13 protein-coding genes and 2 pseudogenes are annotated in these 13,513 nt (G+C 60.8%); 14 read left to right on the top strand and 1 reads right to left on the bottom strand.

Annotated features, from left to right (window positions below):
- The first annotated feature begins 2 nt into the window (after window positions 1-2).
- From EPN59_RS04785 to EPN59_RS04725, 13 genes and pseudogenes are all read left to right on the top strand, one after another.
- On the top strand, window positions 3-944 hold the full coding sequence (locus tag EPN59_RS04785) for a U32 family peptidase (RefSeq protein ID WP_293041599.1): 942 nt from the start codon (window positions 3-5) through the stop codon (window positions 942-944).
- Window positions 941-1,435 carry an SCP2 sterol-binding domain-containing protein gene (locus tag EPN59_RS04780; protein WP_293041598.1) on the top strand — a complete coding sequence of 165 codons (495 nt, stop codon included), beginning with the start codon at window positions 941-943 and terminating at the stop codon, window positions 1,433-1,435. The genes EPN59_RS04785 and EPN59_RS04780 overlap by 4 nt, the downstream gene beginning before the upstream one ends.
- A gap of 258 nt (window positions 1,436-1,693) precedes the next feature.
- Window positions 1,694-1,933: a hypothetical protein gene (locus EPN59_RS04775; protein ID WP_293045618.1), complete on the top strand. Its 240-nt coding sequence runs from the start codon at window positions 1,694-1,696 to the stop codon at window positions 1,931-1,933.
- A gap of 30 nt (window positions 1,934-1,963) precedes the next feature.
- Window positions 1,964-2,608 carry a hypothetical protein gene (locus EPN59_RS04770; RefSeq protein WP_293041596.1) on the top strand — a complete coding sequence of 215 codons (645 nt, stop codon included), beginning with the start codon at window positions 1,964-1,966 and terminating at the stop codon, window positions 2,606-2,608.
- 255 nt (window positions 2,609-2,863) lie between these two features.
- Entirely contained in the window at window positions 2,864-3,544 is a 681-nt protein-coding gene (locus tag EPN59_RS04765; protein ID WP_293041595.1) for a hypothetical protein, read from the top strand.
- 338 nt (window positions 3,545-3,882) lie between these two features.
- A complete protein-coding gene (locus tag EPN59_RS04760; RefSeq protein WP_293041594.1) occupies window positions 3,883-4,125 on the top strand; it encodes a hypothetical protein in 243 nt (80 codons plus the stop codon).
- Between the two features lie 437 nt (window positions 4,126-4,562).
- Window positions 4,563-5,957 (top strand): extracellular solute-binding protein, encoded by a 1,395-nt coding sequence (locus EPN59_RS04755; RefSeq protein WP_293041593.1) that lies wholly within the window; start codon window positions 4,563-4,565, stop codon window positions 5,955-5,957.
- 89 nt (window positions 5,958-6,046) lie between these two features.
- Window positions 6,047-7,084, top strand: coding sequence for an ABC transporter ATP-binding protein (locus EPN59_RS04750; protein ID WP_293045616.1), 1,038 nt, complete (start codon window positions 6,047-6,049; stop codon window positions 7,082-7,084).
- The gene (locus EPN59_RS04745; RefSeq protein WP_293041591.1) at window positions 7,081-8,013 is read left to right on the top strand and encodes a sugar ABC transporter permease; all 933 of its coding nucleotides are present in this window, start codon (window positions 7,081-7,083) and stop codon (window positions 8,011-8,013) included. The genes EPN59_RS04750 and EPN59_RS04745 overlap by 4 nt, the downstream gene beginning before the upstream one ends.
- Window position 8,014: 1 nt before the next feature.
- Window positions 8,015-8,902, top strand: a complete 888-nt coding sequence (locus tag EPN59_RS04740; RefSeq protein ID WP_293041590.1) for a carbohydrate ABC transporter permease — start codon at window positions 8,015-8,017, stop codon at window positions 8,900-8,902.
- A gap of 463 nt (window positions 8,903-9,365) precedes the next feature.
- Window positions 9,366-10,058 carry a CBS domain-containing protein gene (locus EPN59_RS04735; RefSeq protein ID WP_293041604.1) on the top strand — a complete coding sequence of 231 codons (693 nt, stop codon included), beginning with the start codon at window positions 9,366-9,368 and terminating at the stop codon, window positions 10,056-10,058.
- Window positions 10,059-10,064: 6 nt separating this feature from the next.
- A pseudogene (locus EPN59_RS04730) lies at window positions 10,065-10,295 on the top strand (transposase); the annotation flags it as partial.
- A gap of 1,006 nt (window positions 10,296-11,301) precedes the next feature.
- The gene (locus EPN59_RS04725) at window positions 11,302-11,730 is read left to right on the top strand and encodes a ribonucleotide reductase subunit alpha (protein WP_293041602.1); all 429 of its coding nucleotides are present in this window, start codon (window positions 11,302-11,304) and stop codon (window positions 11,728-11,730) included.
- A 428-nt stretch (window positions 11,731-12,158) separates the two neighbouring features.
- Here EPN59_RS04725 and EPN59_RS04720 read toward each other — a convergent pair whose 3' ends face one another.
- Window positions 12,159-12,827: a hypothetical protein gene (locus tag EPN59_RS04720; protein WP_293041589.1), complete on the bottom strand. Its 669-nt coding sequence runs from the start codon at window positions 12,825-12,827 to the stop codon at window positions 12,159-12,161.
- A 329-nt stretch (window positions 12,828-13,156) separates the two neighbouring features.
- Here EPN59_RS04720 and EPN59_RS04715 point away from each other — a divergent pair.
- Window positions 13,157-13,366, top strand: a pseudogene (locus tag EPN59_RS04715) (IS5/IS1182 family transposase); the annotation flags it as partial.
- Window positions 13,367-13,513: the final 147 nt, after the last annotated feature.

Genomic DNA, 13,513 nt, shown 5'->3' with positions numbered 1-13,513 from the left:
CAATGAAAATCTCCCTCGGCCCTATCCTGTACTACTGGGATCGCAGCGACATCATGCGGTTCTACGACGCCATCGCGCTCTCGCGCGTGGACACCGTCTACCTCGGCGAAGTGGTGTGCTCGCGGCGCCTCGGCATGCGCCAGTCCGACTGGCTCGGCCTCGCGCACGATCTCGCGTCGCACGGCAAGGAAGTCGTGCTGTCGACGCTCGCACTGGCTGAAACCGAAGCCGACCTGCGCCGCATGCGCAAGATCGCCGACACCGACGAATTCCTGCTCGAAGCGAACGACATGTCGGCGCTCGCGCTCGTCGCGCACAAGCGCCCCTTCGTGATCGGCCCGCACCTGAACTGCTACAGCGCGCAGATGCTCGACTGGCTCGTCGGGCTCGGCGCGCGCCGCTGGATTCCGTCGATCGAATGCACCGGCGAGACCGTGCGCACGATCCATCAGCAACGCACCCAGCCGTGCGAAATCGAAATGTTCGCTTTCGGCAACGCACCGCTTTCGCTGTCGTCGCGCTGCTTCACCGCGCGCCATCACAACGTGCAGAAAGACAACTGCGAACAGCGCTGCATCAACGACCCGAGCGGCATTAGCGTCACGACGCAGGACGGCAAGCCTTTCATCCTGCTGAACGGCATCCAGACCCAGACCGCGCAGGTCATCAACCTGTGCCGCCAGCTCGATCAATTGAAGGAAGCCGGCGTTTCGGTGCTCCGTATCAGTCCGCAATCGCTGCACACGCCGCGCATCGCCGATCTGTTCGCGAACCTCGCACAAGGGGATATCAGCGCGGAAGAAGCGTTCGGCAGCCTGAGCGAACTGCACGCGGGCGACGCGACCAACGGCTTCTGGTTCGGCCGCCCCGGCGTACAGGGCATGCAGGACGGCGCATCGGCCGACGGCAAGACGGCTAACGAACATACCGGAGCTTCGCGATGATGAATCTGCTTCCCGCTTTCCCCACGCCCTGGCTGCGCGCCTGCATTGGCCGGCTGCCGGTGCGTCCGCCCTCGATCGCGTGCTGCGCACTGATGAACCAGCTGGTGCTGCCCGTGCTCGACGAAGATACGCGCGCCCTGATGCAAGGCCGCAGCTACGTGATGGAAGTCACCGATATCGGACTCGTCGTGGGCTTCACGCTCGGCAGCACGCGTTTTGAAGCGCGTCCGCCGGAAGCCAGGCCGGACCTGCGGATCGCATCGAGCGGCATCGACTTCGCCCGGATGGCCGCGCGCGAAATCGATGCGGACACGCTCTTCTTCAGCCGCCGCCTCGTCATGCAGGGTGACACGGAGCTGGGACTGATCGTGCGCAACGCAATCGACGCCGTCGATTTCGACGAGACGGCCAGCGGAAGGATTGCCCAGGCCGCGCTGCGTCGCGGACTGCGTTTCGCCGCCATCATCGAAAAGCAGCGGGAATCCCGCTAAAAACCTGCGGACGATCGCATCGCGATCGTCCGCGCGTTGTCCCCTCACGGCCGGACGCCATTCAGATCATCCGTGCCGCTGCGCATCATCTGGCCAGTTCGTTATCGCCTGACAACGAACGGCATCTGTCTCGCACATCGACATTGAAATAACACGCTCCTCGCACGCCTGGCCGCTCGCGGCTCACATGCGCGCATCTTTTTGCGGGCGCGTATGTGGTCGACCACACATTCAAGACCATAGCTGGGAAATCATGTGTTGACGGTGGTGATGGGATCGATTGCGGGTTTCCCGCACGTGGTATCGGCACTTTTCCTCTATGCCTTCGTCGAGGGCGAACCGTTCGAGGCAAGGCTCATCGGCTCTCGTGGGATGCCGGACAAGCCGGAGCGCCAGGCGCCGCGGTCGCGGCAGCGGATCGGCTGGACCTCCGTTTGCATTCGCATCGACTACTTGCACTTCGTTCGCGCGCCATCGGCTGGCCAGGTCGCTCGTTGAACAACTCCATCGCGCTGCAAGGAGGCAACCATGCAGAAACGGATTACGCGGAGTCTGGCTGGCATGGCCTTCGCCACCGTGATCTACGGACCCGCAGCGCATGCCGACGGACCGCCCGAGGCCTACGACAACGGCGCCCCCGTGCAGCGGAGCCTCCAGCCCGGGGATTACCTCGTTAATGCCGATGGCGCGAAAGAGGATCCGAGCGCGAAGATGAGCGAAATCGCGCGCGCCTATCGCAACGGCTGGATTCACCGCGGCAACACGGACGACCGGATCCTGAAGGGACTCATTCGGAAACATCACGATGAACAGGTGGCCGCAGCCCGCGCGGCGCCCCGGCCGGTGAACGCACCCCGGCCGGCAGTGCGGCGGTACTTGCCGCCACCGCCGCCATCGTATGCGGACGTCCCGCCGCCTGGACCGTACGCGCCGCCGATGTACGCACCGGCACCGCCCCCTCCAGTCCAGCCGGTTCAGTACGTACCCGTGTATGCGCCGCCACCGCCGCCTGTTCCGCCGGTGCAGTACGTGCCCGTGTATCAGCAGCCCGCGTATCAGCAGCCCGTCTATGCGCCGCCGGGTGTCACGGTAGCGACGGCGTACCCCGTGGTGCAGGGGTATTACGGCACACCCTGGTGGTACGGCGGTGGTTATCGCCGGTGGCGCCAGTGATGATCGTGATGACGTTGTGAGCGAGCCCGGGCGGGTCGGCATCGATCCGGGCTCCCCTCCCGTGCAAGGATAGCTTCGTCCAAGGAGATGCGGGCCTGGCCGGCGTACGCTGGCGTGCTATCCCTCCCCGGCCGGCCGGTCGGGTGCCCGCGCAATACAATGAACCTGTACTTACGGCCTCTCGCCGCAGCGTCACTGGTGGCAGTATGTGGTTCGTTATCCTTACCCGCTATCGCCGACACGAGTCCCGCCACCATGACGCCGGCGGAGTTGAGGGCGGTCAAGGAGGCCTATGCTGCCGGTTACAAGGCCGCACATGCCGACATCGCGGCCAGCCCGTCCGGTGGCGCAACACAGGCGGCGGCGGGCGCGCGGCCCGCGCGCAAAATCGTCGACCTGAAAGAGACTTACAGCGATGCGGGGGACGTCGAAACGGTACAGCAGATTCCGGTCTCGAGCGCCCCGTTGCCGGATGACCAGCAACCTGCGCAAATGGCGCCGGCGCCGGCACGCCACGCTGCGAAGGTTGCGCAAGCACCGAAATCCACGGCGGCGTCCGCGCGGGCGCCATCGACAGACCAGTTGGTCGCGGAGTTCTGTTCGGCAACCACACAGGCTCGCGCCACGGGAAATCCGGCACCGCAGCCCGCACGTGCGACCCCGGTAACGGCGCGCGAAGATCAGGTTCCCGACGATGGGGATCAGGAGGTTCAGGCCGTCACGCCCCAGCAGTTCGAGGCCGACGCGCGGGCTTACGCTCGGGAGATGGCACGGAGCGAGGACACGCAGGGGGATGCGTCCGCGGCTGCGCAGCCGGAGATGCAGACTGCCTATACCGAAGCGCCGCCGCGTCCGGCTTCTGCTTCGGCTCCGCCGCGGCGTTTCTGGTCCGAGCAGTATCACACCTGGGTCACCGTCAGGAATGCAGGCCAGTGATCGGGTTTGGGGTGCCGCCGGTTGTGGTGCGGCGCCCCTTTTCGGATTCTTCTGGTTCTGGTTATGTGCGGTGGGGGGCCTTTTGGGTGCCCGGCTAGTTGTTGTTGCCGAGGTCATGTGGTGCCGTTAGTGAACATCGCCACTGTGCAGCACCGTCCTCGTTTGAGTCGCGTGAACGGATGCTCGGGCGGAATCGCTCCGAACAGCGAACTATGTGAAAGGCATCAGACGACCCACCCCGGTCAGACAATTTTCTCCAAACCGGTCAATCAGCCAAATCCAGATTTTGCAAACTGGAGTGCCACTAAGCGGCAGTTGGCGACCTTACCCAATCGGCCATGAAGAGTCATTCGCTTGCTCCGCCGTTACGACCCTCAGACTTCGGCTCCATCCAGCAAACGGCCGTTCAACTGGCGAAGTCGAATGTTGCTTCATCAGCCTTTTCGGCTATTGAAGCCCGCCAGCCCGATGGCGATCTCGTCGGTATTGCCAGCTGGGCCAATTTGATCCATGCGCTCGCAACTGTGCCCGGGAAAACCATGCCGTCACAAATGCCAGACGACAGTGAGCTGTGCGAGTAGCCCTGGACGTTGCCGCGGGAGAACCTCATCGTAAGCGACGGTGTCGTGCATCGTTGGGGTGTCATCGAATCGGAAGAAGCGCGCCGCGCGAACCTGACCACTGCCGAAGGCATGCCTGGCGTGAAACGCATCGAAATCCATCTCGGGTGTCCGGGCATCATTCCGACTTATGTAGCTGAGACCGGCGACGCGACTCAGTCTGTCGAAGCCTCTCTCAATTTGTCGGAACATATCTGCGCCGCAGATTACCCCTGTTACCGCCCGCGGCGCTGTTTACCCATGTCGGTCTTGCTCCTGGAAAGGTGGTATCCAACGCTGAGGAAGGCTAATTGTATTTCCGGGATTGTTCCCTATCCTTGAAAGTGATGGTACGTGCGCCCCAGGCGTAACCACGCAGACAGAGCGCATGCGGTTCAATTCTTGCTTGCGAGGCGGCCATGAACAGCAACCCACGCATTGCCAGGTTCCAGCGCCTTCCCGCGCGCGACAGCGGTTCCCTCATCGATTCACGGCGCCGCCGCCTCATGCAGGCGGCAGCAGCAGCCGCGCTCGCCACCGGACTCACCCCTTTGGTCGGTCCCCGCCCCGCGCATGCCGCCACCAGGCGTACCCTCAGAATTCTCCAGTGGAATCATTTCGTGCCGGGCTACGACAAGTGGTTCGACGGCACCTACGTGAAGGAGTGGGGTCAGCGCCACGATACTGAGGTCATCGTCGATCACGTCGGCATTCCGGCGCTGGCCACGCGCGCCGCCGCCGAGGTCTCGGCCCAGAAAGGGCACGATCTCTTCATGTTCCTCTCACCGCCTCCGGTGTACGAAGAGCAAGTAATTGACCACCGCGAAATCTATGAAGAGTGCCAGCGCAAGCATGGCAAGCCGGTTGACCTGGCGGTGCACAGCACCTACAACCCCAAGACCCGAAAGTACTTCGCGTTCTCCGACAGCTTCGTGCCGGATCCCGTGAATTACCGTAAAGACCTGTGGGATGAAGCCGGTTTGCCGTCGCCGGACAGTTGGGACGACGTGCTGCGCGCTGGGCGGAAGATCAAGCAGACGAAAGGCATACCAGTGGGCATTGGCCTGTCGGCCGAACTGGATACCGCCATGGCCATGCGCACCATACTCTACGCCTTCGGCGGTTCCGTGCAGGACGCGCACAGCAACGTGGTGTTGAATTCGCCCAGCACGCTGGAGGCAGTCAAGTACGTCCAGGCGCTGTATCGCGACACCATGACGCCGGAAGTGTTGGCGTGGGATCCATCCTCGAACAACCGCGCCATGCTGGCGGGCAAGATTTCGCTATGCCTGAACGCCATTTCCATCACGCGCGAGGGCGAAAACAAGAACATTCCGGTCACACCCGACATCTGGCTGACGCAGGCCCTGCGCGGACCGGCGCAGCGCATCTGCCTGGAACATGTGATGGACTGCTACGTGATCTGGAAATTCGCCGAGAACATTGCCGGCGCCAAGCAGTTCCTCGTGGACTATATTGACAACTTCCGCCAGGGCTTCCTGGGCAGCGAGTTCTATAACTTCCCATGCTTCCCCAGCACCGTACCTGACCTCAAAAAAATGATTGAGGACGACTCCAAGGCCAAGCCACGCGACAAATACAAGGTGCTGGGCAGCCTGATGGCGCAGGCCACCAATGTCGGCTACCCAGGCTACGCCAACGCCGCCATCGACGAAATCTTCAATACCTGGGTACTCAACACCATGTTTGCGAGGGCTGCAACTGGCGATGCCACGCCAGAGGACGCTATCCGCGACGCCGAGGCCGCATGCAAGCGGATCTTCGCCAAATGGCAAGCCAGAGGGCTGGTGTAGACGGCGATCGAGGGCCGCGAGCGCCGCAAGACGCCCGCAGTCCGAAGCGATTGGCACCACGCCCCTCACAGAGCAACACCCGGACCGCCATGGCGACAGTGGAAACCCGCTCGCTGACAAAGCGCTTCGATGGCACCACCGCCGTCGACGGGATCGACCTCGCTGTGCGCGAGGGCGAATTCCTGGTGTTGCTCGGCCCGTCCGGCTCGGGAAAAACCACCCTGCTGCGCATGATCGCCGGGCTGGAGGTGCCCACCTCCGGCGATGTCCTGGTTGGCGGTCGCATCGTCACCGGCCTCCCACCGCGCGCGCACAACATGGCTATGGTCTTCCAGAGCTACGCGTTGTATCCGCACTTGACAGTGGCCAGGAATATTGCCTTCCCGCTGGAGGCCCAGCACACGGCACGCAAGACTATCGCGATCAAGGTCAAGTGGGCCGCAACACTCTTCGGCATCGATCATCTGCTGACACGCAAGCCGCGCGAGCTTTCCGGCGGCGAACGCCAGCGCGTGGCGCTCGCGCGCGCGGTCGTGCGCGATCCCGTGACCTTCCTGCTGGATGAACCGCTGTCCAACCTTGACGCCAAGCTCCGCGCCTCTGCGCGCGACGAACTGCAGCAAATCCAGCGCCGCCTGGGCACTACGACCATCTACGTGACCCATGACCAGATCGAAGCCATGGCACTCGGTGACCGCGTGGCGGTGCTGGACCACGGCCGCATGCGTCAGCTTGACACGCCGCAACAAGTCTATCGGCATCCGGCCGATCACTTTGTCGCCGCGTTTATTGGCTCACCCCCGATGAACCTGATCGCCTCCGACAGCGTGGAAACCGGCTTCCGTCCTGAACATTTCCTGCCACTTGAACTCTTCGAAAACGATGCGCAACTTGAACGCCTCCCGGTAAGCATCACGCGCATCGAATACCTTGGCGCGGATCGACTCGTGTATGGGCTGCTGGAACCGCCGCAGCCGCCGGTCAAGGTCATCTCCCGGATACCATGTACGGCAAACATGGCGCTGCAGGCTGGAACCCGGCACCTCTTCGCCGTGCGACGCGCCGATCTGTGCCGCTTTGACGCGCGTTCCGGCGCGCGCCTGGACACGATCCCCAATTCGCCATGAACGCGTCCCAAAGTACCCCACGAACTTCAGGCCGCCGCATTGCGCACGCTCCGTGGGACGATCGCTGGCTTGGTCCCCTGATGCTGGCGCCCGCGCTCGTCTATATCGCTCTGTTGCTCGGCTTCCCGTTCCTGTTGTCGATCTGGTACAGCCTGACTGATGTCACTGTTGGCAGTCAGGTGGCTCGATTTGTCGGGTTGGAAAACTTTCGCCACGTCATGCAAAGTCCCCAGTTCTGGAAGTCGCTGCGCAATGCGCTGGTGTTCACGCTGATTTCGCAGGCACTGGTGGTGGTGCTCGCCAAGATCCTTGCGGTGGCGCTGGCGCGCGATTTTCCTGGCAAGTGGCTGGTGCGCCTCATGATCCTGCTGCCGTGGGTCGCGCCGATCTCGCTGGGGTCGATCGGCTGGCTATGGATTTTCGACCCGGTCTACAGCATCATCAACTGGACGTTGCGCGCGCTTGGCGTGGTCGGCCCCGGCGTGTGGCCGATATGGCTGGGCCAGCCCGATCTGGCGATGGCGTCTGTCATCGTGGTGGATGTCTGGCGGTTGCTTCCGCTCGCCACCGTCATCATCCTGGCCGGCATGCAAGGCATCCCGCACGAACTGCACGACGCTGCCGCCATGGACGGCGCGGGCTTCTGGCGGCGACTCTTCCGGATCGATATTCCACTGTTAATGCCGGTCATGCTGGTGGCGCTGTTGTTCGGCATCGTCTTTACGTTGACCGACATGATCATCATCTACGTGCTCACGCGTGGTGGCCCCTACGATACGACCCAGGTGCTGGCCAGTCTGGCCTTTTTCACCGGCATCCAGGGCGGCGACCTGGCCGAAGGTGCGGCCATTTCGCTCTTCCTGTTCCCGTTGCTGGTGGCGGTGGTCGCGCTCCTGCTAACGGTGGCGCATCGCGCCGAGGTGATCTGACATGCCCGCCGACTCGGCAACGGAAGGTTGGAAGGCCGCATGGACGAACGCACGCTGGCGCACGCGCGGTGCGCAACTCGCGGCATTCATGACGCTGGCCGCCTTTGCCGTGTTCTGCGTCTTTCCCTTCTACTGGATGCTGATTACCACCTTCAAGGACGTGCACGACCTGATCAATACGGCAAACAACCCGTTCCTTTTCAACCGGCCGCCCACGCTGGAGAATCTACGAGTCCTGTTCCAGGAAACCCAGTACGTGCGCTGGCTCGTCAACACACTGCTGGTGGGCGTGCTGGTGGTGATCATCACGCTAGTGCTGGCCGTACCAGCTGGCTACAGCCTGGCGCGGCTCACCGGGCGGCGGGGGCGGCAACTGGCGATCGCCATCTTCGTCACCTACCTGATCCCGCCCACCATCCTCTTCATCCCGTTTTCGCGCATCATCGGCGCGCTAGGGCTGCAGGATTCGCTGTGGTCGCTGGTGGTCGTATACCCAAGCTTTACCGTGCCTTTCTGCATTTGGCTGATGATGGGCTTTTTCAAAGCGGTGCCTCGCGACATTGTAGAAGCCGCAATGATGGATGGTTTGAGTCGCTTCGGCGCATTCCTGAAGGTTGTCGTACCGCTTTCGTCGGCCGGTATCCTGACCGTCGTTATCTTCACCTTGACACTGGTGATGCAGGAGTTCGTCTATGCGCTCACGTTCATCACCAGTTCTTCACAGTACACCGTCAGCGTTGGCGTGCCAACCTTCCTGGTGCGCGGCGACGTCTACTTCTGGGGCTCGCTGATGGGCGCATGTCTTGTCGTCAGCCTGCCGGTCGCGCTGCTCTACAACGTCTTCCTTGACCGATTCGTGGCCGCTTTTACCGAAGGCGCAGTGAAGTAACGGTGCCGTGACGCTCTTCGACCGCCAGGACCTCTACGCCCCCTCTGAAGCCGCGCAATTCGCAACTTGCCTAGATATACAATCACACCGTTCCGAGCCATATCACAAGCACAATCCGTTGCGCCTGGCGCACCCAGCGCCTGCCACACCTTACGGCATAGTTAGCCTAAACTCAGTGCGTGACGCATTTCGCAACAAGCTCGGACGTGCCCCTGGAAGCGCCTGATTACGCGAATTGCAGACGTTGCCGAGGCACGGCGCGCGCAGACTTGCCGCCACGATCGCGCTGCGCAGCGAAGAGGACATCGTCCGTCATGTGCGTGAATCGCTGACGGCGCGAGCGTTCATAGAGTATCGGATTCAAGCGCCTCAGCACCGCGCGGCCCGCCGCCGGTGCGTCTGCCGAAATCATACGACGGATGCAACAGATGGGGACCCGTCGCCTCATGCTGAGGGGGCGGCCATGCGCGCACTCGACATCATGACTCCGTCCGTCGTCACCGCCACACCGGACATGACGATCCACGACGCGGCAAAACTGTTCGTCGACAACCATATCAGCGGGATGCCGGTCGTCGACGCGATGGGACAGGTCGTCGGCATTGTCAGCCAGGGCGATCTGCTGCATCGCGCGGAAAACGGCACAAGCCACGCAAAGCGTCCGTGGTGGTTCGAATTCCTGTTGTCATCGCCCCGCGAGCAGGCCGCGAGGTATGTGAAGGAGCACGGCCATCTCGTCGGCGACGTGATGCGTGACCGGGTGATTTCGATTCCTGAGGACATGCCACTCGTACAGATCGCAGATCTGATGGAGCGCCGGCATCTCAAACGCATGCCAGTGCTGAAGAACAACAAGCTGGTCGGAATCGTCAGCCGCTCGAACCTGATCCGTGCACTCGCGAGTGTCGTCCCGACCGTGGACTCGGCTTCGCACGACGACGCGAGTCTGCGCGACGCGATAGTTCGGGAAATGCATGGTCAGCGCTGGGGGCTGCCAAAACAGGGCGTAATGGTCAAGGACGGCGTCGCGCATCTATGGGGCGCGATCGAGTCCGAGGAGGAAAAGCACGCGATCCGCATTGCGGCCGAGGCCGTGCCCGGCATCAAGCGCGTGGAGAGCCACCTGGAGTTCCCGAGCATGATTCCGACGCTGTAGTTCGCACGCCGTCGCCAAACGCGTGCAGAATCGCACGCGGTTATCCGCCGAAGTACGGTCGAACATGTCTTCGGTACGCTCAAGCACTGGATGGGTCCTGCACACTTCCTGACCCGAACGCCCGGACGAGCGAGTACAGAGATGAGCCTGCAGGTATTAGCCTACAACCTGAAGCGTGTCATCAGCATACTGGGCGTGGCAAGGACTCTGAAGGCCATGAAGTTGGCGAGGGGCTAAAGCCCCTAGGGGCGTTGTTGTACCGTGCGTGATGTTCGATCGATTCAAACTCGCCGAAAAAAACTTGACCGATCTGGCCGTCCATTGCTCGCGCCGCAGAAAACAGCGTTTTCACACGCTCTGGGTCGGGTAACGCCATAAATACGCCTGACAAAAAACGGGCTTACCAGTAAGGTGTTCAGAGGTGTTGAATCAACGATGTAAAAGTGAGTGATCCGTTAGGGGCAAACATGACGCTAGGGGACGCTATTTTCAGGGCTGGGGCATTGGCGGTAGTGCTGTACGCCATGAATCACCTTAGAAAGGGACGGGGCGTAATGGACAACGCGCCCAAGCCGAAGAATGTCACGACGCAACGTGTTGCTGGCGTATTGACGGGCTTCTTTATATTGGGCGTGAGCGTCTATTTTCTAAGGCACCAAATCGCCGCGACTTTTCATATTCCCTGATTCGCTGCCAGGAATTTCGACGGAAATGCGTCGCCTACAGCCCCTGCGGCCTGAACGTCTCTTCTCGGACGCATAAAAGGGCTGTTCAGGATCGATTTATGCCTTTCGCATAGATTCGCCCGGCGGCGATCGAACCGGCGCGAGCCATCGGTCGAAGTGCGGCCAGGAAGTATCATTCGCCCGAGGCGACGCCCGGACATTGAGACGTCGGCTCCCCTCCAAGAAGCGGCCGAACGATTCGAGAAACCTATTGCATCCACCGGTTGAATCCGCAACCCGACGCGGACAGTCGACTCCCTCCCTTGCGGCCGTTCACCACTGGTCGTGGCGCGATGAGGTGTTAGAGTTCTCAGGGTAAAGTGGACATATAAGCCGCCAGAGCAAATCCCATCACATTGACGAGACCGGCCAGTCTCCCTCCATGTTCTCCGATGGGCAGTTCAAACTCCTCCACTTGTGGGCGGCTAAATTCCCCCAGGCAGGACGAGTGGATTATGTGTCGGATTCCACAGCCGACGTACTGCCTTGCCTTCACGACACCACACGGACGATTGATGATAAGTATTTCGAGTTTTGATGAACTTCTTCGCGTCGCACGGCAACAACCGGAGCCACAGCGTCTGCTATTCGTATTTACCTCAGTTGAGTTGCCCGATGATTTCACGCCAGACCAGCTGACCCGCTTCGAAGCGGGTCAGGGTGGCGCGTTGACACCACTGATGTGCGTGGACAAAACACCTGAGGAACTGGGTACGTTTAGCGATCTGCTCGCGGAATCACGACAGGTGCTCCAGGAATGGGCAATCGTCTTCGTCGCGGCACTCTCGGGTAAAAACGGGTGTGTGCCGCGAACTGAGGATGCAGAAGCGCCGTTGAACAGGATGGTGGAATCGATCAAGACTGGTTCTGTCGGGATGTTTATTCCGTTCGATACCCATGGTCATCCAGTCCAATTTGGTCCCTCCTCTGAACAGATCTCTCATTGACGGTGATGGTCTCGCCAATGACGCATTCTCCACAGAGCGGGTCAGGACGCAACGAAACGATTGATTCAGCTGCGTGCTTAGGGAGACGCAGCATGGCTATGCAGAGACGTTCACCGGATGCGTCGCCCAGACATTCAGCGGGTGGCTTCGCTCGGTCAGTCGAATGACCGTTGCGTCTTCAGGAGCCGCCATTGGCTGGGGGCGTGCTTGAACGGCAGTACAGGGTCGGGTTGCGTCAGTCCGCTCTTCAAATTCATCGCCGGAAAGCGGCCAGTGGAGTTCCGCTTCCCGGAAGCGGCCAGTCGGCAGTGAGTACTCCCGACCCTTCTCGGTCGCACGACCTCTTTTCGCGAACGACTCTTTTGTGAGTTAGACCACTCGCTCGCCGGAAGTGACGGTAATGAAGCGGTGAGCGAATGAGCGCTCGCTCAACTTCCGACACAACTTGGATATGGCGGACGTTCTCCAGCGACGATTGGACACAGCTTCAAAGGCATGAGACTTTTTATCCGCCCGGCCCATAAGTTCACGTCGATGTCCTTCGGCGTCGGCGTTGCGTCAGCTCGTTGAGCCCACTGCAACGTATAGAAATCATTTTCTCCCTTGACCACGGCGATAACGGCTGTCTCGCTGTGTCCAGCACTAGTCGGCGCGTTACCGCAACCGACGACCAGGATGAACGTGTCTTGCGCGTTCAATTGCCCCTCGTAAATTCCTTTTGCTGAAAACGATGTCGGACACGTGCGTTGGAACCGGCTGGCGATGGCACCGGCGAACGCTTTAGGTGTGGCCTCGGGATGCCTTTGGCTGACATTTTGTGCACCTGTGAGGGTTATCATCTGTGTCCAGTTCGAAACGCTCTCGCCCGACAAAACCCACTCATGGATGTAGCGATCTCCGTGCGTTTCTTCGAATACAGATACAAAGCTAACAGGTACGCGAAAATATACAAGCTGACGGAAAATTGGCGCGACCGCGCCTACTGAACCCCCTGCATTGTGCTCCGGAGAGGTATCCGCTCGCGCGAACCAGTTCGCACAAAATGAAATCGCAACGATGAAACCCAAAGGCGTGACGAAAGATCGTAAAAGCCGCATTTTTTCCTCGTTGTAATGGCACGGGCAATCTGATCCGATTGAGCAGACGAACTATCGGCCTCAATATGTCACATGCTCGCCAAGGATGAACGTTCGCTTTGGCACGGATTTTGGTCATTCGGCGCGAAACTACCACCGTCTCATCATGGCCGGGTTGAGGCAGTGTCACCGGAAATTTGCTCGCCAGAAACCGGCCATTGAGCGGGGGCGGATGAGCCCCTGGCTATTCAAAATGGATGTCGACCTCGACTGGCGGCTCGTGGCCGAGGGTGTGTAAAAACCCGGGCGACCACCTAGACTGAATCAACCTGTTAGCGCGAGAAGCGGAGATGGGGCGATTTGTCGAGGGTGCGAACCGCAATCAGGCCACGTTGCTGCCGGAATGTCTCGAAGACTTTATTGCTGATGACAATCCCGTGCGGATCGTCGACACATTCGTAGACGAGCTCGATCTGGCTTCCATGGGCTTCGAAGGTACCACGCCCGCGATCACGGGGCGACCGTCTTACCATCCGGCCGTTCTGCTCAAACTCTACATGTTGATTTGCACGGAATCCTGACCCACAAATTGCATTGAATTCTGACCCACCCGTTGGACCAGCTTTACGGGTTATTCGGTGGGTATCTGGGTCTTCTTTCTCTCCTTCTTTGGCTGTGTCGTGCTGTTTCTGAAACGGTAGCTATCG

Source organism: Paraburkholderia sp. (assembly GCF_004298475.1).
Taxonomy (GTDB): domain Bacteria; phylum Pseudomonadota; class Gammaproteobacteria; order Burkholderiales; family Burkholderiaceae; genus Paraburkholderia; species Paraburkholderia denitrificans.
This window is presented reverse-complemented; position numbering and strand designations above follow the sequence as displayed.

Coding starts and splice junctions, on each gene's coding strand:
- EPN59_RS04785 (WP_293041599.1), top strand. CDS start 3: ATGAAAATCTCCCTCGGCCCTATCCTGTACTACTGGGATCGCAGCGAC.
- EPN59_RS04780 (WP_293041598.1), top strand. CDS start 941: ATGATGAATCTGCTTCCCGCTTTCCCCACGCCCTGGCTGCGCGCCTGC.
- EPN59_RS04770 (WP_293041596.1), top strand. CDS start 1,964: ATGCAGAAACGGATTACGCGGAGTCTGGCTGGCATGGCCTTCGCCACC.
- EPN59_RS04765 (WP_293041595.1), top strand. CDS start 2,864: ATGACGCCGGCGGAGTTGAGGGCGGTCAAGGAGGCCTATGCTGCCGGT.
- EPN59_RS04760 (WP_293041594.1), top strand. CDS start 3,883: ATGAAGAGTCATTCGCTTGCTCCGCCGTTACGACCCTCAGACTTCGGC.
- EPN59_RS04755 (WP_293041593.1), top strand. CDS start 4,563: ATGAACAGCAACCCACGCATTGCCAGGTTCCAGCGCCTTCCCGCGCGC.
- EPN59_RS04750 (WP_293045616.1), top strand. CDS start 6,047: ATGGCGACAGTGGAAACCCGCTCGCTGACAAAGCGCTTCGATGGCACC.
- EPN59_RS04745 (WP_293041591.1), top strand. CDS start 7,081: ATGAACGCGTCCCAAAGTACCCCACGAACTTCAGGCCGCCGCATTGCG.
- EPN59_RS04740 (WP_293041590.1), top strand. CDS start 8,015: ATGCCCGCCGACTCGGCAACGGAAGGTTGGAAGGCCGCATGGACGAAC.
- EPN59_RS04735 (WP_293041604.1), top strand. CDS start 9,366: ATGCGCGCACTCGACATCATGACTCCGTCCGTCGTCACCGCCACACCG.
- EPN59_RS04720 (WP_293041589.1), bottom strand. CDS start 12,827: ATGCGGCTTTTACGATCTTTCGTCACGCCTTTGGGTTTCATCGTTGCG.